The sequence below is a fragment of the Clostridium sp. ATCC 25772 genome, assembly GCF_001573875.1.
Lineage (GTDB): Bacteria > Bacillota > Clostridia > Clostridiales > Clostridiaceae > Clostridium_J > Clostridium_J senegalense.
Window position 1 is genome coordinate 1 of the sequence record NZ_LFRG01000002.1, and the last position, 19,635, is coordinate 19,635.

Genomic DNA, 19,635 nt, shown 5'->3' on the forward strand with positions numbered 1-19,635 from the left:
TAACATGTTCAGCTGACTCATACTAATAAGTCGAGGGCTTGACCTAATATAATCACTGTGCAATTTTCAGAGAACAACTCTGAAAAATTTAATATAAAAATATTAATATTTAAGTTAATAAAAGCAAGTAGTTCTAGGCAACAAAGAAGTGAGAAACAGAGCTTATGAGTACATAAGTGAGTATCGTAACGACTGAAGTTAACGACGAAATACGCCGCTTATATTAAATTAAAATCTGGTGATGATGGTTTAGAGGGTAACACTCCTTTCCATTCCGAACAGGCAAGTTAAGCCTCTAGACGCCGAGAGTACTGCACGGGTGACTGTGTGGGAGGGTAGGTTGTTGCCAGGTAAGTAAGGCTCGATAGCTCAGTCGGTAGAGCAGAGGACTGAAAATCCTCGTGTCGCTGGTTCGATTCCTGCTCGAGCCACCAGTTAATGGCGCCATGGCCAAGTGGTAAGGCAGAGGCCTGCAAAGCCTTTACCCCCAGTTCAAATCTGGGTGGCGCCTCCAAAAAAAGCTTATATCTTTAAGATATAAGCTTTTTTATTTTGTAAAAAATAATATTTATTATATAGGGTTCCAAGTTGACTTTTAAAATTATCCATTCCAAAACTTGAATATCTAAAATAGTGAGACATGCTCCGAATCACTTAAAATTCAACACTGCATCTTGTGTGAAAATAATTTAAAGTTATTGAATAAATTTAAATTGGAGCTTGTTTCTCTATATAATAGCAAAATTAAAACTAATTTTGTTTTGAAAACTTATACATAATATAGCGGTTGTCAAATAAATTAAAAAAATATTATATTTTTTATATGCTAAGTATTATGAAAAAGTAAAAAAGTTCAATATTTTTAAATTCAATATGAATTTCAACTATATTAAATTAAGGTTAAGTTACTGTTAAGTTGATAAAAAAGACATGAATTTAGAGAGATTGAGAGTTATATTGGGAAAGACTATGTTAATTTGAATTGAATGCAGTTTTTTAGTTTTAAACAACTTTAAATGGTTTAAAATTGAGTAGATTATTTATTAAAAGCTTAGTATAATACTTAGGGCAGACATGTAATTAATTTATAATATGTATTTAGGAGGGTTTGGAGATGGGGACTATGTATAAGGAAACTATATATAGAAAAAAACTTCCAGCGCTATTATTTTTATTTTTATTGATGATAATATTTATACTCTTGTCGGATTTTATAAACAACAAGATTGAAAGTGTAAGAGCATTTTGTAATATATTCTTTTTAGCATTAATGACAACTTGTTGTGGATTAGAATTTTATAAATGTAATACAAGATATAAATATTCTATAATAGCTGATCAATTAATAATTCATAAAGTAGTTGGAGATTTACAAGTTTTAGTAGCAGATATAAAAATAAAAGATATTGAAAATATTAGTAAAATACAAGGTAACAAATTATTTTGTTTATTAAGTGGAAATAAGTATACTTGTTGTTTATTAGGTTTAAAAAGTAGATATTGTTGCAGTTATAAATTTAATGGGAAAATAAATAAATTTTATTTTGAACCTAGTAAAAAATTAATAAGTAGAATAAATATTATTAGAGAAAAACATGAAATTTATAATGAGGAAACAATAAATAGATTTCATAATGTGTTAATAAAAATGAATAGCTAAAAGCTATTCATTTTTATTTTTTTATATTATTATAGTGGTTAACAGTGATTTCTTTTAATAAATCTTCTCTTTCTAAGAAATCTATTGAAGTTATTGCAATGCATTGAGCAGCTAATAAAATTCGCTTGCATGATAATTCTAATAAAGTGGAATCTTTAAACTCAGTTGAAGGACAATGAATACTTGTGTCATCAGTTATAGATATAGATGGGTATATAGTAGGTGTTGTATGACTTATAGTTCCAATACCTAAAGAATATTCCATAGTTTTAGGCTCATCTATATTTATTATTCCACATTCTTTTAAATTGTGAGAAAAAATTCTAGATAAAACAGTATTAGAAATTAGTTGTTTGCACGGTAATTCATATAAACATACGTTATATTTTATATCCAACATAGATTCTAGACTAGTAAAATAAGATCTTATTTTATGTTCAATGGTTTCCGCCTCTTTAATGCAAGGAGATTTTAAATGAAATTTAAAAGTTTCGTTAATTAGTTTATCTTGAATTTTATTATTTATATCTATATTTAACTTATCTATATAACATTTATCACAAGAACTTTTAACTATTTGATTTAAGCTTTGCAAATTAAACAATGAAAACTCTAAAGATCTATTGTCTGTCTTATTTAAAGTATAGTCGATTTTTAAAGGTATAGAAGCCATTGAAGTTCCACTTTCTGAATTTGTGTTATCTACATGTGGTGCAATTATCAAATCAGCATCTTCAAATACATTTTCGTGAGTCATTTTTATTTCACTACCATTTGAGTATAGTCCAGGACAGCCTATTATAATTATAGTTCCATTCATTTTATTTAATATCTCTTTTAAAGCAATACCAGCACCAATAGAAATAGCTGCATTTGAGTTATTTCCATAGATATGACCTAAAGTTTCATGGGCACTATATTTGCATATATAGCATATTTTAGGATATCCCTGTCCATAAGTAGCTTTAAAAGCAGTATTAATATCTAAAAAGTTTTCAGTTATATTAAAATCATGTTTTCTTAAAATATTAATTAGATACTTGCAAGAATTGTATTCATGAAATGGTTTTTCAGGATTATTATATAAAAAACTATTTATTGAAAGAATTTCATTTTTTATAGTTGATAAATAACTTATAACATTTTGCTTCACAAGAAAATCTCCTTCCAATTATTTAAAATTTTAAATTATATATAAGCAATTATTATTATACCCATTAATAATATAAAGTATTAAATAGGAGGCCATTTTATATGTAGTTATATTAGCTTGTATATATACCTATATTCAAGTCAATAATTAATAAGGATAAATAAGTTTATTAAAGTATTACTTAGCATATAAGGCTAATATGGAGAGGATAAAATGTGTAATTGTATAATATGTAACAAGTCAAATGATGGTATAATAGTTTACGGAAGAAAAATATGTATAGAGTGTGAAAAAAAAATTATAAATACAGACTTGAATACAGATTTTTATTTGTTTTATAACAAATGTATTAGAAAAAAATTGGTTAAAGGATATGTAAAAAATATATTATAATATAAAAATAAGTTTATTATATGATAAGCAAAGAACTAATAGAGGTGAGTATCAATGACAAGTACACCATTAATAGATGGTATTTTAAAATATATAAATGAAAACAATGTACCTTTATCAATGCCTGGTCATAAATGTGGAAGAGGGTATAAAATTACTAATGAGGGATTATTATTTTTAAATAATTTAATAAAATTTGATATAACAGAGGTTGATGGAGTTGATAATTTACACAGTCCAGAGGATATAATAAAAGAATCATTAGAACTCTTGTCTAAATTTTATGAAAGTAAAAAATCATATTTTTTAGTAAATGGAAGTACAAGTGGTAATCTAGCTATGATATTCTCATCTTTCCAAGAAGGGGACAAGGTAATTGTTGAAAGAAATTGCCATAGATCTATATATAACGGAATAATAATGAGAAAATTAAAACCTATATATATAAAAAATAATATAAGTGATATATATGATGCTCCGTTATCAATAGATATAGATAATCTTTATAAAACAATAGAACAGAATCAGGATGCAAAGGGTGTAATTCTTACATATCCTAATTATTATGGTATATGCTACGACTTAAAGTCAATAGTTAATAAAGCTAAATTACATGGAATGAAAGTAATTGTAGATTCTGCACATGGGGCGCATTTTAAAGCAAACAATAGACTGCCTAAGGATGCGTTAGAATTAGGTTGTGATATGGTAGTTGAGAGCTCTCATAAGACTATACCAAGTTTAACACAGACAGCATTTTTACATGTAAATGAAGGTGTAGATTTAAATGTTGTAGATTTTTACGTTTCAGCATTTTTAAGTACAAGTCCCTCATATATATTGATGGCATCTATGGAATATGGAAGATTTTTTCTTCAAGAATATGGAGAAAATTTTTATAATGAATTATTAAATTTATGTGATAAATATGCTAAAGAAATAAATAAATTAAGTATATTTCATATAATTTCAGAGAAAGATTTAGATAAAGGACTAACTTTAGATAATACAAGGTTTATAATAAATGTAGATAAAGGATATAGTGGGCATAAGCTATTAAATTATTTAAGAGAAAATGGTGTTCAGTGTGAATTAAGCGATTGTAGAAATGTAGTTGCTATATTTTCTCCATTTAATACAGAAGAAGATTTCAAAAAACTATATAATGAATTAAAGAATTGCGATGTAACTATATTAAAGGAAAAAAATATAAAGGCTTTAGAATGCCATATACCGAATACTAAATTATATCCCTATGAAGTTTTACATAAAAAACAAGTTCTTAAGAATTATAAAAAGTGTCAAAATAAAATATGTAAAGAAGCTGTAGTGCCATATCCTCCAGGAATACCCCTAGTTATGCCAGGAGAGATAATAGATGAAAAATCTTTAGACATATTACAGTATTATATAGATAATAAAGTTACTATATTAGGTTTAGAAAACAATAATATAGTTATTATAGAGGAATAGTAAACTGGAGGAATATATGAAAAAAGGATTATTAATAGCATTAGAAGGTCCAGATGGAAGTGGAAAAAGTACACAAATAAAAATGCTTTCTAATTATTTAGAAAACAAAGGATATAAGGTCTTAGTTACAAGAGAACCTGGAGGAACCAAAATAAGTGAAAACATAAGGAATATAATATTAGATAATAACAATGCAGAAATGAGTAGTGTATGTGAGGCATTACTTTATGCAGCATCTAGAGCACAACTTATAGAAGAAGTAATAAAACCAGCACTAGAAGATGGGACAATTGTTTTATGTGATAGATTTGTATATTCTTCAATTGTTTATCAAGGAATTGCAAGAGGCATAGGGGTAAAAGAAGTACAGTGTATAAATGATATAGCCTTAAATGGTGTTAAAGCGGATTTAACATTAATGATAAATGTAGAATATGAAAAAGGTTTAGAGCGAAAATGTTCACAAAGAAAGCTAGATAGACTAGAAAATTGCGGTAGTGATTTTCATAAAAAAGTTTATAATGGATATCAACAATTAGCTAAAGAATTGAATAACATAGTTACTATAGATGGAAATAATACTCTAGATTATGTGCATAATAAAATTGTTAATGAAATAGAAAGTTTTCTTAAATAATTATTTAAAATTATAAATTTATTTGGAAGGTATGATAAAATTATAATAACTAGAATAAAATGGAAAACACAAATTAATAGACTATAAAAATTTCTATATAAATCTATATTGTATTTATTCATATAACAGTAAAGTGGATGTTTTTATAAAGTCTAAACAAAGGGGAGATTGTTATGAAACTAGTAATCGCAATAGTTCAAGACGATGATGCACCAGACCTTATTGATGTTATGACAGAAAATGGATTAAGAGTAACTAAACTAGCAACCACAGGTGGTTTTTTGAAAGCAGGTAACACTACATTAATGTGTGGTGTAGATGATGAAAAAGTAAATTTGGTATTATCAATAATAGAAGATATATGTAAAATAAGAAAGCAAATAGTATCATCACCTTCACCAGTAGCAGGATCTACAGGGGTATATGTACCATATCCAATAGAGGTAGATATTGGAGGAGCAACTATATTTGTGGTAGATGTAGATAAATTTTTAAGGGTTTAAAATGTAAAAATAATTATTGGTTGAAATATAATATATGTTTAACAAGATAATTTTCTTTTAAACAACTTAAATTAATATGTGCAGTAAAATAAAATTTTACTGCACATTTATTTTAGGAGGAATTAGTATGAAAGATATAATAGGACATGAAGATATAATAAGTAGTTTTTATAATGCAATAAATTTAAAAACTATTTCTCATGCTCATATATTTTGGGGCGAAGATGGTATAGGAAAAAGTATAGTAGCTAAAAATATAGCAATTAAACTAATTGGCAAAAATGAAAACAGAGATTACGTAGATATAGTTGAATTTAAATTAAAAGCTGGAAGATTATCTATAGGCGTTAATGAAATAAGAGGATTGATTGAAGAAATAAATAAAAAGCCCTATGAGTCAGATAAAAAAGTGGTGATAATTCATAATGGTGATAAAATGACCATTCAAGCACAAAATGCATTGCTTAAAACTATTGAAGAACCGCCTAAAAATATATTTATAATAATATTATGTGAAGAATTAAATAATATTTTAGAAACCATAAAGTCTCGTTGTCAAATACATAAATTTATACCATTAAAAGATAAAGAATTGTTACAGTATTTACAAAATTATTATTCAGGTTTAAAGGATGAAAATGAAAACTTTCTTTTAGAATTTAGTAGAGGTATACCGGGAAGAGTGGATATGCTTTTAAATGATGATGAATTTAACGAAATAAGAGATAAGGCTATAAACATAGTAAATACATTAGGTGATTTAAATATAGAAGATACATTTACTTTAGAAGAGTTTTTTATAAATAATGCAAAAAAATTTGAATATATAGTTGATATTATGATAAGTTTTTTAAGAGATGCAATAATATATAAGGAAATTGGAAATAAAGACCTTATAATAAATAAGGATAAATTCGAGGAAATAAAGATGTGCGCAAGCATGTTTTCTTTTAAACAATTAAATGATATTATTAGTATAATAAATGCTACGAGGGTTAATTTAGATAAAAATGTAAATAGCGCTTTAGCATTTAATGTTATGTTATTAAAGTTGCAGGAGGTGTAATATGGTTACTGTAATAGGTGTTAGATTTAAAAAAGCTGGGAAAATATATTATTTTAATCCCGGTGAGTTAGATATAAAATGTAGTGATTTTGTAGTTGTGGAAACAGCGAGAGGTGTAGAGTTTGGTGAATGTGTCATAGGTAGAAGACAAATCTGTGAGAAAAAAATAGTTTCTCCACTTAAAGATGTTATAAGAAAGGCTACAGAAGAAGACATTTTAAAAAATAAAGAAAACAAAGAAAAAGAAGAAGAAGCTTTTAGTGTATGCATGGAAAAAATAGAAAAACATGCATTAGATATGAAACTTATAGATGTAGAATATACATTTGATAATAATAAAGTTATATTTTATTTTACTGCAGATGGAAGAGTTGATTTTAGAGAGTTAGTAAAAGATTTAGCTTCAGTATTTAGAACAAGAATAGAGTTAAGACAAATAGGGGTACGAGATGAAGCGAAGATGAAAGGTGGTTTAGGGCCATGTGGCAGACCGCTTTGTTGCTCAACATTTTTAGGAGATTTTGTACCTGTGTCAATAAAAATGGCTAAGGAACAAAATTTATCATTAAATCCTACAAAAATCTCTGGAATATGCGGTAGATTAATGTGTTGTTTAAACTATGAGCAAAAAACTTATGAGGAAACTAGAAAGAAGTTACCTAAAGTAGGATCAATCGTAAGCACAGTAGATGGTGAAGGTGAAGTTACAAGCAACAGCGTAGTTAAAGAAAGCGTTAGAGTTAAAATTAAAGTTGATGGTTCAGATGATGAATTAAGAGATTTTAAAATAGAGAATATAACTTTAGTTAAAGGTAGTTATGAAGATATTATTAATGAAGTTGACATAAAAGAGCTAGAGGCTGAAATAGAAGATCATGAGCATGATATGATAAAAGAATTAATTAAAGAAGATTAAAAAACAGGTGTAGTTATACACCTGTTTTTATTTTAAATACTTGAATAATGAAGTATAAAATAAGCTAAAAATGCTAATGAAATTATATACATCGGCATAGAAACGTCTTTATGTTCCTTTTTAAAGAGCTTCATTAAAGGATAGGTAATAAATCCAAAGGCGATACCATCAACTATACTATAAGTTAAAGGTATTAAGGCGATAATTAAAAATGCAGGTAACCCTTCTGTAAAATTGTTAAAATTAATATTTTCTATGTTTTTCATCATTAAAGCACCAATAATTATAAGTATTGGTGATATTGCTGCATCTGGTATTATTTTTATAAATGGTATGAATAGTAAAGATAGTAAAAATAATAAGCCAGCTATTACAGAAGATAATCCAGTTTTTCCACCAGCAGCAATTCCAGCTGCACCTTCAACTGTTGATACAGAGGGACTAGTACCGAATATACCACAAACTATAGTTGAAATAGAAGTAGCTTTTAATGCTGGTTTAAATTTATAATCTGCTTTCAACATTCCATTAATTTGACCATGTAAAAGTCCAATATTTTCAAAGACTAAAACAAGAGTTAATGAGAATACTGCAATCCAAAATGAAGAATCAGATATTTTAGCAAAACTCATATTAAAAAATATTTGTTTATAACTTCCTAAATCTATCCCTGTAAAAGATAATCCACTTAAATCAACAACTTTAAAGCCAATACATATTAAAGTACCAACTATAATGCTTATTAAAAATCCTCCGGGAACATCCCTTGAAAATAAATAAAGAGTTAATACAAAAATTATTAAAAATGCTAAAACTGAAGGTGAAGTAAGGTCTCCTAATGCAATTAAAGTTGTTTCATTACCTACAATAAGTCCGCTTTTTTGAAGGCCTATAAAAGTAATAAATAATCCAATTCCAACAGAAATAGCTTCTTTTAATGATTGAGGTATTGCATCAGCAATTATAGTTGATAGCTTTGTAAAAGCTATAATGGAAAAAATTATTCCAGAAATAACTACTGCTCCTAATGCTTCATTAAAGGATAAGCCCATAGATTTAACAATTGTATAAGTGAATAGTGCATTAATACCCATACCAGGCATTATTAACAATGGGGCATTACTTATGAAAGCTACAAGCAATGTTCCGATAAGTGAAGACAAAGCAGTAGCTATTATTAGCCCTTCAAGTGGCATGCCAGTATCACTTAATATACTAGCATTAACTATGATTATATATACTGCAGCAAAAAAAGAGGTTACGCCTGCTGTAAGTTCGCCTTTAAAACTTACATTATGCTCTTTAAGTTTAAATAAATTGTTCATTTTACGACCTCGTTTTATTTTCCCTCGCCCACCCACATCTATTAAAGATGCATTAAAATTATATCACAAAATAACTTTAAATTTATAATTTTTAATGTAATTATAAATTTAATATTATAAATTGAACTTGAATATATTATATACACTCAGAGAATAATATAAAAAGATTAAAGTATAAAGGAGTGGTAAAAATGAAGAAAGTAGCTGTACAAAAGGGTTTAAATCCAGTAAAAAGTTTTTTAAATCAAGAAGGTTATACAGTTAGAGAATTTGATGGAACTAAGGAAAATACATCTAAATTTTTAAACAAATTTGACGCTGTAATAGTTACTGGTGAAAATGAAAACTTTATGGGTATAGAAGATACTGAAGTTAAGGCACAAATGATTAATGCAGATGGAATGACACCACAAGAAATAAAAAATCAATTAGATAATAATTAAGAAAACAAGAACACTTAGACTTATTCTAGGTGTTTTTTATTTATATTTTAGAATAAAATAAATAAAAATATGGTAAAAGTGTATAAAAAAAATATTTTTGTTAATTATTTAAATAGAATTTATAATTTAGAGAGGTGTAATAGATATGAAATTAAAAAAGGGGTTAATAGCAACAACAACATGCTTAGTTGTTTTAGTAGGAGTATTAGTAACTGTAAATTTTATAGGTAAAAGTGAAAAAGAAATAGTTATTAATGAATCCAAAAATGTAAAAATGGAAGAAAAGCAATCAAAAGAAAATTTACAAAGAGAAAATGAAAAAAATAAAAATAACTTAGAAAACAAGAATAATTCCAAAGCAAATGAAGAACAAAAAGAAAACAAAAAACAGGAGAAAAATACAAGTAAAATAGAAGAAGTTAAAGAAGGGGTATATACAATTAAGAAGAATGATACTTTATATAGTATAGCTTCAGCATATATGCCAAGTTTTGACACTAAAGAAGTAATTGATACTATTGTAAAAAGAAATGATTTAAAGAATAGTACTAGTGTAATTTCAGGACAACAAATAGTTATACCTTATGAAATAGCTTTAGAAAGTCAAAGTACAACTAAACAAAATAGCGATAATAAAGATGTAACAGGAATGGAATATAAAATAAAAAAAGGTGATAGTCTTTATAGTATAGCTCAAGAAAAAATGCCGAATGTAGCTGTAAAAGAAGCTGTAAAAGAAATAAAAGAACATAATAACATAAAAGATGAAAATGCTATAAAAGTAGGAGACGTACTTGAAATACCATCTAAATAAAAAAAGAGCCTTACTATTAATAATAGTAAGGCTAAATTTTTAATATTTGTACAGATGCTGTATCTGCATATAGAAAATCACTATCTAAAGTTAAAAGAAAATTAATGTTGTAACATTCGGCAGCTGCTAATATGGTAGCATCATTAACTGCAATATTATGAGTCATCATCAATTCTTTTGTTTTAATCATGCAAATATCATTAATATCTAGATAATTAAATTTTAATGTATGTTCTAATTGCGTATGCATATTAACAGCTGTTTTATAATATATGTTAAGCAAATTTTTCCTCAAAGCATTTTTAGATAAGTTATCAAAATATTTTTTATAGGGTATATCCACAACTTTAGAAGTCCGTTTTTCTTTTAATGATTTTCTATCATATTTATTAAAAGTAGATATAATACATTTAATATTATTTGGAGTATTAAATGGAGTAGCCTTTGTTATTTTATATTGCACATCTATCATAAATACTTTATACATAATCTGATTTAAAACCTCACAAGAAATTATTGAAGTTATATAAAGGATACTTTTGCCTAACATAATTTTTCTTAGAACCTCTATACACTCTGAGTGTTTTGGATCATCATCATATACTAAACTTAGTAAAAATGAGGCATCCAAAAGTATAGAGGTGCTTTCATCAAAGACCACACCTTTAAAAGGATATAAAATCATTTCCATAAAATATACCTTCACTAATTATATAGTATATTTTATTCATATTAACTTAAGTGTTAACTTATTACATAATTAAGTTAAATATTTTTAGTATAATAGGACTAAGAAGCACTGTTATTAGTCCTGCAATTCCAATAGAAAGTCCGCTCATGGCGCCTTCAACTTCACCCATTTCTAGTGCCTTACTTGTTCCAAGGGCATGTGCAGATGTTCCAATACCAAGGCCTATAGCAACGCTATGTTTTATCTTGCAAATATTACAAATAACAGGAGATAATATAGCGCCAATTATACCAGTAATTATTATAGCTGATATTGTTATAGCAGGTATGCCTCCAAGTTGTTTTGAAACTTCAACACCAATAGGTGTAGTAACTGATTTAGGTATTAATGATAATGCTATATTTCCACTTATTCCAAAAACTTTGCATAATAAAATTATAGAAATCATTCCAACAAAAGTTCCTACAGTTATTCCAATAAATATTGGAAGTGCATGTTTCTTTAATAGTTCTATCTTTTTATATAAAGGAACTGCTAAAATTATAGTTGATGGCGTTAGGAAAAATGTTATCATGCTTGTACCATTTTGATAATCTTCAAGAGGAATCTTAAAGATTATTAGTACAGCCATTATAATAATCATAGATATCAATAATGGGTTTAATAAAACTAACTTAGTCTTTCTTTGTATGTATTGTGCAAATATGTATGTAGATAGTGTTAAAAACATAACAAAAATTGGTGTTGATAATAGTTCCTTCATTATATTATTGTTCCTCCTTAATAATACTCTTCTTTTCTAATACTTTTGTAAGTAGTTGAACTGTGTAAGCAGTAACAATAAGAACTAAACTGGTAGATATAATACATACTAATAAAATTTTTATAACACTGCCTTTTAATATATCTAAACAACCTAGTATTCCAATACTTGCAGGCACAAAGAAAAATGCCAAGTTATTTAAAAGATAATTAGAAACTTCTTCAATAGCTTCCGTTTTTAAAATATTGGTTAGTAGTGCAACTAGTAAAAGAAGCATACCTATTACATTACCAGGTATAGGTAAATGAAGTAATCTACTAACAGCTTCACCTAAAAATGTAATAAAAAATATAATTGCTAATTGTTTTAAAATTTTCAAATTTATCACGCTCTCTTCCGTAATATATACAGTAAAAATACAATACCATGTATATTCTATTACATTTTTAAATAATATACTAATGGAAATAAGAGAAGTAATTTATAATATTATAGAAATAATGTAGTTTAATTTAGAAAAAACGAATGTATTGAAACTTTAAAGAGGAATTTAGACTAATTATGCGAATAAATGATATGTAAACATTTTAATTTTAAAATTTCAAAGATAAATTTAAAATTAAATTTAAATTTATTAATATTATTTTATAAATTAATAGATTTAATGTTACAATATCTATTTTAATATTAAAATAGATATTGACTAAAAAGCATATTTTATTAAAATATGATATGTTGTATGTATACATAATACAAAAGTATATAATGACTAATTCAAATTAGAAATGAGGCTTAAGTATGGATATTATAAAAAGTGATGAAACTTTAGATGATTTGCAGTTAAAGGGAATAAAAGTTATACAAAAAAAAGAAGGCTTTAGATTTGGTGTAGATGCAGTTATGTTAGCAAATTTTTCAAAAGTTAAGAGGAATCATAGAGTCATAGATTTGTGTACAGGAACTGGAATAATACCTTTTATAATATCTGGTAAAACAGAATGTAAAAATATATTAGGAATAGAGATTCAAAAAGAGTTTGTTGATATGGCAAACAGAACATCTAATCTAAATAACTTAAATGATAAAGTTAAATTTTTAGAAGGTGATTTAACAAATATAAATATGCTTAAAAAAATAGAAAAAGCAGATGTAGTTACAGTTAATCCCCCTTATAAATTATTTAATTCAGGCATTGTAAACCCTACTGATAGATTAGCTATAGCAAGACATGAGGTTTGTTGTAATCTAGAAGATGTTATAGTAGCTGCTAGAATTTTATTAAAGGACAATGGCAGATTTTTCATGGTACATAGACCAGATAGATTGGCTGATATATTTACAGTTATGAGAAAACATAAAATTGAACCTAAAAGAGTAAGAATGGTACATCCTGTACCTAATAAAGCTCCTAATATTGTATTAGTAGAAGGACAAAGAGATGGAGGAGCTTTTTTAAAGTGGGATGATCCGTTGAATGTTCATAATGCTGATGGAACATATAGTGATGAAATTATAAAGATGTACAATAGTGATAGTATTTAATTAAAAAAGCAAAGGGTGATAAAGATGAGTGGAAAATTATATTTAGTTCCTACTCCCATAGGAAATTTAAAAGATATGACATTTAGAGCTGTAGATACATTGAAAAATGCAGACATAATAGCTTGTGAAGATACAAGACAAAGCTTAAAACTACTTAATTACTTTGGAATAAAAAAATCTTTAATAAGTTATCATAAGCATAATGAAAATGGGAAAAGTGAAACTATAATAGATATGCTAAAAGAAGGTAAAAATGTAGCTATAATAAGTGATGCAGGAACTCCGGGAATATCAGATCCAGGAGAAGTTATAGTGAAAAAGTGTATAGATGAAAATTTGAGTTTTGAAGTTTTGCCAGGAGCAACAGCTATAACAACAGCTTTAGTATATTCAGGACTAGATACTACTAAATTTTTATTTAGAGGTTTTTTACCAAGAGAAAACAAGGAGAGAAAGCCTATAATAGAGGATTTAAAAGATAGAACAGAAAGTTTAATATTTTATGAAGCACCTCATAGATTATTAAGTACTTTAGAATTTTTGTGTGAGCATTTAGGAAATAGAAAAATATCTATATGTAGAGAGCTTACTAAGTTATATGAGGAAATAATAAGATTACCATTAGAAGAGGCTATTAAATTTTATAATGAAAATTCTCCAAGAGGTGAATATGTTTTAGTGGTAGAAGGAAAAAGCAAGGAAGACATAGAAAAAGAACAAATGTCTAAGTGGGAAGAATTATCTATTGAGGAACATATAAAATCATATATAAAGGAAGGCTTGAGTAAAAAAGATTCTATAAAACAAGTAGCAAAAGATAGAAAATTAAACAAGTCAGAAGTTTACAAACACTCCATAGATATATAAAAAATTACAAAACAGTATATTTTTTATTGGATTAAATGGTTTATTATACCATAACGATGAAGAAAAAGTAAAGTTTTTGTAACAAAACAAAACAAAAAGATTGAGAAATGTTGAGTTATTGATAGGTTTAATGGTATAATTAAAAAGAAATTTTATAGGGGAGGGATCTTGATTTGAATAGAAAGATAGTAGCAATAGCTACAGCAATGGTCATTGCAACATCAAGCATGAGTAGCATAGCTATGGCAGCACCAAGTGATAGTGAAATAAATGCTAAAGCTAATGAATATAAAAGCGCTCAAGAAAAGTTAGACCAAATAAATGGACAAATTCAAAAACTAGATAACGAAATATCAAACTTAATGGTGAATATAGACGAAACTAATAGCAAAATAGAAAAAACAGAGAAAACAATAAAAGATACAGCTGCTAGTGTTGAAAAAACAGAAAAAAATATGACTGAAGAAGAGGATCTATTTAGAGAAAGAATGAGATCTATGTACATGAATGGAATGGATACGTATGTAGAAGTTCTTTTAGACTCAAATGGATTTTCAGAATTAGTTTCTAGACTTGAGAATATAAAGCAAATAATAAATTATGATAAAGAACTAATGACAGAGTTAACTTCTAAGAAAAATGCATTACAAAAAGAAAAAGATACATTAGAAGCTAAACAACAAGAATTAGTTGCATTAAAATCAGAAAATGACCAAAAAATGAAAGAGTTAGAAACTCAAAAGACTGCTTATAATGAAAAATCTCAAGCCGCAAAAAAAGAGCAAGATAAAGCATCTGCTGAATTAGAAAAGTTAAAATCAGATAAGGAAGCATATGAGTTAGCTTTAGCACAAGAACAAGAACAACAAAGAGTATCAAGAGGAGGAGAAACATCTTCTCAAGGTTCAGGAAATAATGGTGGATCATCAAACAATGGTGGAAGCTCTAATAATGGTGGAGGTTCTAACAATGGTGGTGGACAAACTATACCACCAGCATCTAATCCTATAGGAAAGGATATTGTAGCATATGCTTCAAACTTTTTAGGAGTTCCTTATGTTTGGGGTGGAACTACTCCAGATGGATTTGATTGTTCTGGACTTACACAATATGTTTATGCTCATTTTGGTATAGATATAACAAGAACTACAGATACACAGGTAGGTCAAGGTGTAGAGGTTTCAAGAGATAACTTACAACCAGGCGATTTAATATTCTTTGAATATGATGGTGGTGGCGGAATAGATCATGTAGCTATATATGCAGGTAACGGACAATACATACATGCTCCGCAAACAGGTGATGTTGTAAAATATTCATCTTCATTCTATGGATATTATACAGCAAGAAGAATATTATAATTTTATAGAATGTAGATTGTATAAATAAGAGTCATTTTATTAGTGACTCTTATTTATTATATTAAAGGATTTGGTATATTTGCTTAATTAAATTGTACTATTTAATAATAAGAATAAAGTTAAGAAAAGATTACAAAATGCAAATTAATTTGTTAATAATATGTAAATAATAAAAAGCACTAGAAACTCTAGTGCTTTTTATTATTATTCTGATTTTAACGCATTTAAGCAGTTTTTACAAATGTTTTTAGATTTATAGTTTATAACGTCTCTAGCATCTCCACAGAAAATACAAGCAGGCTCATATTTTTTTAATATTATTTGCTCACCATCTACGTATATCTCTAATGCATCTTTTTCACCTATGTTTAAAGTTCTTCTTAATTCCACAGGTATAACAATTCTTCCAAGTTCATCTACTCTTCTTACAACTCCAGTTGATTTCATAATTAAGTTCCTCCCAACGTAAATATTCGACAAAAAAATCATATATATTGAAAAATCTATGTATATTTAGCAGAGAATGTCGATAACATATTATTATAAAGTTACAAAATTTCTACTAAATTCCATCTATAGTTAATATACTACCATATTATACAAATGTCAATATGCTTTCAAATGAAAAATATAAATATTTGAACTAGTAAAAAAACATTGATATATAGGCATTTAAAGAGTTTATTATTAATTCTAATTGAAAGTAAAGAATAAATAAATGTAAAAAATAAAAACAAATGTAATAAGATGTATATTTGCAAGAAAAATGTCGAAAATAAAAGAATAATAGAGAAAAAATAAGATTAAGAAAACAACAAAATCCTTAAAAAAAATAAAAATTTATAAAAAATAAAAAATAAAAATATTATATAAAAATTAATTTAAATTATAGGAATTTAAAGTAAATTATTTTATAAAAATAAATATACAAAAATTAATAATAATTATTTGAAATTTGAATATATTTATAGGGTTCCAAGTTGATTTCTAAAATTATCCATTTCAAAACTTGGATATACAAAATAGTGAGACATGCTCTTAATAACTTAGAATTCAAAACTATGTTTTATATGAAAATATTTTAATCAATAATAAATTAATCGGCTTTTATTAAAATAAATTAATATGTAAATACTAAATACAATTTTATAATTATTACAATATATATAATAAGATTATAAAAGTTACTTTAAGTGAATATATATAAATTAGAATTTCAGAAAGCTTTATTTTAAATGTATTCTATGATTTAAATTACTTTCAATTGTATTTTAATCTTTAAGCATATAAAAATTTATAATATATAGATAAGAATGGATATTAAAAAGATAAATTTTAAAAGTCAACCTGGAATCCTATAAAAAGTTATAGAATGTATTTAGTTTATTCGACAAAATCAAAATTTATATCACAATATGAAGTATAATGGATGGATAATATATAGAAAAGACAATTTATACAATAAATTGACGGAGGAATTTCAATTATTTCCACAAAAAAATAACAACTTATACACAGGCATATTGTGGATAATGTGGATTAAAAAGCAACTTTTTCCACATGCATTTTGCAAAGTCTTAGATAATGGCTTAGATATTAGAAAAGTTATCAACATATTTTGTTGATAACTTGTTAAGAATAGTGGATAAGTCTGTAAATAATGATAAATGAATTAAACATTAAATGAATAATGAAATAAATTATTTCCTAAGATTCAATTTGTAAAAAAATGTAGTAAATTAAAATATTAATACTAAAATTATAAGTTTACAAGTTATAACTTAAATTCATTCAAAAATTAAAAAATATTTTAATACAAAATGTAGTATTAAATTTAAAATTATGGAAGTTCTATATTTAATGGTTGAAAATAATTTGTAATAAGTTTAGTTATAACATATAATATGATTACAACATGGAAAGTAAACAAAATAGAGGTGATAAAATGGAATATGATAACAAAAGAATTGGCGAATCAATTGTAAAAGATGTTTTAGATAAAATCTCAAAACTATCTGAAGAAGTTTCAGAAAAAAGCATTATATCATATGAGGATTTACCACAATATGATTTGTTTTTATCACAAGTTAAAGACTATCTTAATGATCAATTTGATGATGATAATTTTACTAATAATATATTACAAAATTATATAAAAAGTGAAGTTATATCAAAGCCTGAAGATGGGAAAAAAAGGGGATATACTAAACTACATTTAATACAACTTGTACTTTTGAGTTATATGAGACCAATACTTACAACAGAAGAGATAAGAAGTGTATTTAGACTTGCATTTAATGAAATTAATGATAGAGAAGATGATATATTATCTTGGGAAGAGACATATAAAGTTTTTTCTGATATGCAAAAGAATAGTTTTAGTAATCTATTAATAAATGATAGATTTGGAGATAAGGGACAGTTAATTTCATATTTTAAAGATAAAGAATTTAAAGAAGATGAATATGAAAGAATTATAATATTTTTAATAGTAATGACATTAGTAGCAGAAGCAAGTACTATTAAAAAGCTAATTAGAAAAATTGTAAATGAATATACAGAATAAGTTATAGTTATGGATAAAAACAGCTTTTATAAAACAAACTAAAAGAAGGTAAAAAAGTTTTATAGGAGTTGTAATTATGAATAATGAAAAATTGGTTATTAAAAATAATATAAATGAATCTATTACTGATATAATGAATAGATTAAGAAAAATATCAGATTTAGAGTTTAAAAATCCACAAATTATTGAATTAGATAAATATTTTTTTAGTAATGAAAATTTTTTAATGAATTTTCAAAAATCTATTGGTGGAAAAGAGCATCATGTTTATTCAGGTGGGCTTGCAAAACATACTTTAGATGTTGTAGAAATTACCAGAGATTTATGTTATAGGTATGATTGCAGTCATAAAGAAATTGCTATATTATCTGCGAAATTACATGACATAGGTAAAATTTATGAATATAAAGAAGACTTTAGTACAACTCTTCGTGGGGAAATGGAAGGTCATATAGTAATAGGTATGACTATGATAGAAGAAGCATTAAATTCAAAATCAGAATTTTATGATGAAGATTTTAAGTGTAGAATAAGAGGGTGTATTGTTCAACATCATGGAGCAGTTAAATATGGGTCTCCTAAAGCGCCCAATAGTCAAGAATCCTACATAGTTCATCATGCAGATTATTTAGATTGTATAATGAATAAAATAAAAACAATAAAAGCTAACACTCAAATAGGTAATTGGACTGAATTTGACGAAAAAATAAAATGCAAACTATATATTTAAATATAAAACAAAAGCTTTTGCTGTTTAGCAAAAGCTTTTAAAATTAACAACTACTTTGAGGTATATTTTTAGCTACAACTTTAAAAGTTTCGCCAAAAAGAGTTCTTGAATAAGATACAATACAGTCTTTAAAAATTTCGGCTTCGTCATTATCGACGATAAAGTTAATTCCATCAACAACCTGTGCTATATCATTTTCAGTCTGTTCATCCAGAACAGCACCTAATGTAGGGCCACCTCAGCCAAAGCCTTTTATCATTAACCTAAATGATTTACTATCATTTTTTTCAAGTTTTTTTAATAAAGCAGCTTTTGTTTTATCATCAAAAGAAATTTTCATGAAATTTTCCTCCTTGTATTTTAATATTGGTTATGTTTTTAGTGTGCCAAAATATATAGAAAAAACTTTATAAAATTTTTGGCAGTGTTTCCTTTAAGTATTTTAATTATAGCACAATTCAATCTATATATCTATATATTTAAATATACAAATTTTAGAAAAAGAAGAATATTTGTTATTAAATTTAAATAAAATATATTGACAATTAGTTAAAGGTTATATATAGTTATTTTAAAGATAATAACTTTATGTCCTTTTAAATTTGATCCAGAGAGATCAGAAAGGGAAGAAAATAATATAGCTATATAAGTGTAGCTAAAATTAGCTATAGTTATATAGTTGTAATTAAAATGCTTTCCTTTGGGAAAGCATTTTTTATTGCAAAAATACCC

At 26.0% G+C, this 19,635-nt stretch carries 20 protein-coding genes, 2 tRNA genes and 1 rRNA gene; 17 read left to right on the forward strand and 6 right to left on the reverse strand.

Features of this window, described 5'->3' with window-relative positions; translation table 11 throughout:
* Nucleotides 1-234 precede the first annotated feature (234 nt).
* The 4 genes from rrf (at nucleotide 235) to AZI32_RS00575 (ending at nucleotide 1,660) form a co-directional block, all read left to right on the forward strand.
* Nucleotides 235-352 (forward strand): 5S ribosomal RNA (rrf, locus tag AZI32_RS00560).
* 6 nt (nucleotides 353-358) lie between these two features.
* Nucleotides 359-434, forward strand: a tRNA-Phe gene (locus AZI32_RS00565).
* Between the two features lie 6 nt (nucleotides 435-440).
* Nucleotides 441-514 (forward strand) — tRNA-Cys (locus AZI32_RS00570).
* 600 nt (nucleotides 515-1,114) lie between these two features.
* Nucleotides 1,115-1,660: a hypothetical protein gene (locus AZI32_RS00575; protein ID WP_061993981.1), complete on the forward strand. Its 546-nt coding sequence runs from the start codon at nucleotides 1,115-1,117 to the stop codon at nucleotides 1,658-1,660.
* Nucleotides 1,661-1,673: 13 nt separating this feature from the next.
* On the opposite strand, the gene AZI32_RS00580 is transcribed toward AZI32_RS00575, so the two are convergent.
* Nucleotides 1,674-2,813 carry a hypothetical protein gene (locus AZI32_RS00580; protein WP_061993982.1) on the reverse strand — a complete coding sequence of 380 codons (1,140 nt, stop codon included), beginning with the start codon at nucleotides 2,811-2,813 and terminating at the stop codon, nucleotides 1,674-1,676.
* Nucleotides 2,814-3,026: 213 nt separating this feature from the next.
* On the opposite strand from AZI32_RS00580, the gene AZI32_RS00585 reads away from it, so the two are divergent.
* The 6 genes from AZI32_RS00585 to AZI32_RS00610 all read left to right on the forward strand — a co-directional run bounded on the left by AZI32_RS00585 (nucleotide 3,027) and on the right by AZI32_RS00610 (nucleotide 7,801).
* Nucleotides 3,027-3,206 carry a sigma factor G inhibitor Gin gene (locus tag AZI32_RS00585; RefSeq protein ID WP_061993983.1) on the forward strand — a complete coding sequence of 60 codons (180 nt, stop codon included), beginning with the start codon at nucleotides 3,027-3,029 and terminating at the stop codon, nucleotides 3,204-3,206.
* A gap of 54 nt (nucleotides 3,207-3,260) precedes the next feature.
* The gene (locus AZI32_RS00590) at nucleotides 3,261-4,679 is read left to right on the forward strand and encodes an aminotransferase class I/II-fold pyridoxal phosphate-dependent enzyme (protein WP_061993984.1); all 1,419 of its coding nucleotides are present in this window, start codon (nucleotides 3,261-3,263) and stop codon (nucleotides 4,677-4,679) included.
* A gap of 16 nt (nucleotides 4,680-4,695) precedes the next feature.
* Entirely contained in the window at nucleotides 4,696-5,316 is a 621-nt protein-coding gene (gene tmk / locus AZI32_RS00595; RefSeq protein WP_061993985.1) for a dTMP kinase, read from the forward strand.
* Nucleotides 5,317-5,489: 173 nt separating this feature from the next.
* Nucleotides 5,490-5,819, forward strand: coding sequence for a cyclic-di-AMP receptor (locus AZI32_RS00600; protein ID WP_010294002.1), 330 nt, complete (start codon nucleotides 5,490-5,492; stop codon nucleotides 5,817-5,819).
* Between the two features lie 127 nt (nucleotides 5,820-5,946).
* The gene (locus tag AZI32_RS00605; RefSeq protein WP_082761089.1) at nucleotides 5,947-6,885 is read left to right on the forward strand and encodes a DNA polymerase III subunit delta'; all 939 of its coding nucleotides are present in this window, start codon (nucleotides 5,947-5,949) and stop codon (nucleotides 6,883-6,885) included.
* A gap of 1 nt (nucleotide 6,886) precedes the next feature.
* Entirely contained in the window at nucleotides 6,887-7,801 is a 915-nt protein-coding gene (locus tag AZI32_RS00610; protein ID WP_061993986.1) for a stage 0 sporulation family protein, read from the forward strand.
* Between the two features lie 32 nt (nucleotides 7,802-7,833).
* Here AZI32_RS00610 and AZI32_RS00615 read toward each other — a convergent pair whose 3' ends face one another.
* Nucleotides 7,834-9,126 carry an NCS2 family permease gene (locus tag AZI32_RS00615; protein WP_061993987.1) on the reverse strand — a complete coding sequence of 431 codons (1,293 nt, stop codon included), beginning with the start codon at nucleotides 9,124-9,126 and terminating at the stop codon, nucleotides 7,834-7,836.
* Between the two features lie 191 nt (nucleotides 9,127-9,317).
* Between AZI32_RS00615 and AZI32_RS00620 the strand changes: the two genes are divergently transcribed.
* Together AZI32_RS00620 and AZI32_RS00625 are read left to right on the forward strand one after the other, a co-directional pair.
* Complete coding sequence (locus AZI32_RS00620; RefSeq protein ID WP_061993988.1) at nucleotides 9,318-9,569, forward strand: YkuS family protein; 252 nt, start codon at nucleotides 9,318-9,320, stop codon at nucleotides 9,567-9,569.
* 145 nt (nucleotides 9,570-9,714) lie between these two features.
* Nucleotides 9,715-10,383, forward strand: coding sequence for a LysM peptidoglycan-binding domain-containing protein (locus AZI32_RS00625; protein ID WP_061993989.1), 669 nt, complete (start codon nucleotides 9,715-9,717; stop codon nucleotides 10,381-10,383).
* A gap of 31 nt (nucleotides 10,384-10,414) precedes the next feature.
* Here the strand turns inward: AZI32_RS00625 and AZI32_RS00630 are convergent, their stop codons facing one another.
* From AZI32_RS00630 to AZI32_RS00640, 3 genes are all read right to left on the reverse strand, one after another.
* Nucleotides 10,415-11,074 carry a PIN domain-containing protein gene (locus AZI32_RS00630; RefSeq protein ID WP_061993990.1) on the reverse strand — a complete coding sequence of 220 codons (660 nt, stop codon included), beginning with the start codon at nucleotides 11,072-11,074 and terminating at the stop codon, nucleotides 10,415-10,417.
* A 61-nt stretch (nucleotides 11,075-11,135) separates the two neighbouring features.
* A complete protein-coding gene (locus AZI32_RS00635) occupies nucleotides 11,136-11,837 on the reverse strand; it encodes an LrgB family protein (RefSeq protein ID WP_061993991.1) in 702 nt (233 codons plus the stop codon).
* A gap of 4 nt (nucleotides 11,838-11,841) precedes the next feature.
* Nucleotides 11,842-12,216: a CidA/LrgA family protein gene (locus tag AZI32_RS00640; protein WP_061994094.1), complete on the reverse strand. Its 375-nt coding sequence runs from the start codon at nucleotides 12,214-12,216 to the stop codon at nucleotides 11,842-11,844.
* A 419-nt stretch (nucleotides 12,217-12,635) separates the two neighbouring features.
* Between AZI32_RS00640 and AZI32_RS00645 the strand changes: the two genes are divergently transcribed.
* From AZI32_RS00645 to AZI32_RS00655, 3 genes are all read left to right on the forward strand, one after another.
* Nucleotides 12,636-13,379: a tRNA1(Val) (adenine(37)-N6)-methyltransferase gene (locus tag AZI32_RS00645; RefSeq protein WP_061993992.1), complete on the forward strand. Its 744-nt coding sequence runs from the start codon at nucleotides 12,636-12,638 to the stop codon at nucleotides 13,377-13,379.
* 24 nt (nucleotides 13,380-13,403) lie between these two features.
* A complete protein-coding gene (gene rsmI, locus AZI32_RS00650) occupies nucleotides 13,404-14,246 on the forward strand; it encodes a 16S rRNA (cytidine(1402)-2'-O)-methyltransferase (protein WP_061993993.1) in 843 nt (280 codons plus the stop codon).
* A gap of 173 nt (nucleotides 14,247-14,419) precedes the next feature.
* On the forward strand, nucleotides 14,420-15,607 hold the full coding sequence (locus AZI32_RS00655) for a C40 family peptidase (protein ID WP_061993994.1): 1,188 nt from the start codon (nucleotides 14,420-14,422) through the stop codon (nucleotides 15,605-15,607).
* Nucleotides 15,608-15,811: 204 nt separating this feature from the next.
* On the opposite strand, the gene AZI32_RS00660 is transcribed toward AZI32_RS00655, so the two are convergent.
* The gene (locus AZI32_RS00660) at nucleotides 15,812-16,054 is read right to left on the reverse strand and encodes an AbrB/MazE/SpoVT family DNA-binding domain-containing protein (protein WP_010293985.1); all 243 of its coding nucleotides are present in this window, start codon (nucleotides 16,052-16,054) and stop codon (nucleotides 15,812-15,814) included.
* A gap of 1,498 nt (nucleotides 16,055-17,552) precedes the next feature.
* Here AZI32_RS00660 and AZI32_RS00665 point away from each other — a divergent pair.
* Together AZI32_RS00665 and AZI32_RS00670 are read left to right on the forward strand one after the other, a co-directional pair.
* Complete coding sequence (locus AZI32_RS00665; protein WP_010293983.1) at nucleotides 17,553-18,173, forward strand: DUF1836 domain-containing protein; 621 nt, start codon at nucleotides 17,553-17,555, stop codon at nucleotides 18,171-18,173.
* A 76-nt stretch (nucleotides 18,174-18,249) separates the two neighbouring features.
* The gene (locus AZI32_RS00670) at nucleotides 18,250-18,903 is read left to right on the forward strand and encodes an HD domain-containing protein (RefSeq protein ID WP_061993995.1); all 654 of its coding nucleotides are present in this window, start codon (nucleotides 18,250-18,252) and stop codon (nucleotides 18,901-18,903) included.
* Nucleotides 18,904-19,635 lie beyond the last annotated feature (732 nt).

Coding starts and splice junctions, on each gene's coding strand:
- AZI32_RS00575 (WP_061993981.1), top strand. CDS start 1,115: ATGGGGACTATGTATAAGGAAACTATATATAGAAAAAAACTTCCAGCG.
- AZI32_RS00585 (WP_061993983.1), top strand. CDS start 3,027: ATGTGTAATTGTATAATATGTAACAAGTCAAATGATGGTATAATAGTT.
- AZI32_RS00590 (WP_061993984.1), top strand. CDS start 3,261: ATGACAAGTACACCATTAATAGATGGTATTTTAAAATATATAAATGAA.
- tmk (WP_061993985.1), top strand. CDS start 4,696: ATGAAAAAAGGATTATTAATAGCATTAGAAGGTCCAGATGGAAGTGGA.
- AZI32_RS00600 (WP_010294002.1), top strand. CDS start 5,490: ATGAAACTAGTAATCGCAATAGTTCAAGACGATGATGCACCAGACCTT.
- AZI32_RS00605 (WP_082761089.1), top strand. CDS start 5,947: ATGAAAGATATAATAGGACATGAAGATATAATAAGTAGTTTTTATAAT.
- AZI32_RS00610 (WP_061993986.1), top strand. CDS start 6,887: ATGGTTACTGTAATAGGTGTTAGATTTAAAAAAGCTGGGAAAATATAT.
- AZI32_RS00615 (WP_061993987.1), bottom strand. CDS start 9,126: ATGAACAATTTATTTAAACTTAAAGAGCATAATGTAAGTTTTAAAGGC.
- AZI32_RS00620 (WP_061993988.1), top strand. CDS start 9,318: ATGAAGAAAGTAGCTGTACAAAAGGGTTTAAATCCAGTAAAAAGTTTT.
- AZI32_RS00625 (WP_061993989.1), top strand. CDS start 9,715: ATGAAATTAAAAAAGGGGTTAATAGCAACAACAACATGCTTAGTTGTT.
- AZI32_RS00630 (WP_061993990.1), bottom strand. CDS start 11,074: ATGGAAATGATTTTATATCCTTTTAAAGGTGTGGTCTTTGATGAAAGC.
- AZI32_RS00635 (WP_061993991.1), bottom strand. CDS start 11,837: ATGAAGGAACTATTATCAACACCAATTTTTGTTATGTTTTTAACACTA.
- AZI32_RS00645 (WP_061993992.1), top strand. CDS start 12,636: ATGGATATTATAAAAAGTGATGAAACTTTAGATGATTTGCAGTTAAAG.
- rsmI (WP_061993993.1), top strand. CDS start 13,404: ATGAGTGGAAAATTATATTTAGTTCCTACTCCCATAGGAAATTTAAAA.
- AZI32_RS00660 (WP_010293985.1), bottom strand. CDS start 16,054: ATGAAATCAACTGGAGTTGTAAGAAGAGTAGATGAACTTGGAAGAATT.
- AZI32_RS00665 (WP_010293983.1), top strand. CDS start 17,553: ATGGAATATGATAACAAAAGAATTGGCGAATCAATTGTAAAAGATGTT.
- AZI32_RS00670 (WP_061993995.1), top strand. CDS start 18,250: ATGAATAATGAAAAATTGGTTATTAAAAATAATATAAATGAATCTATT.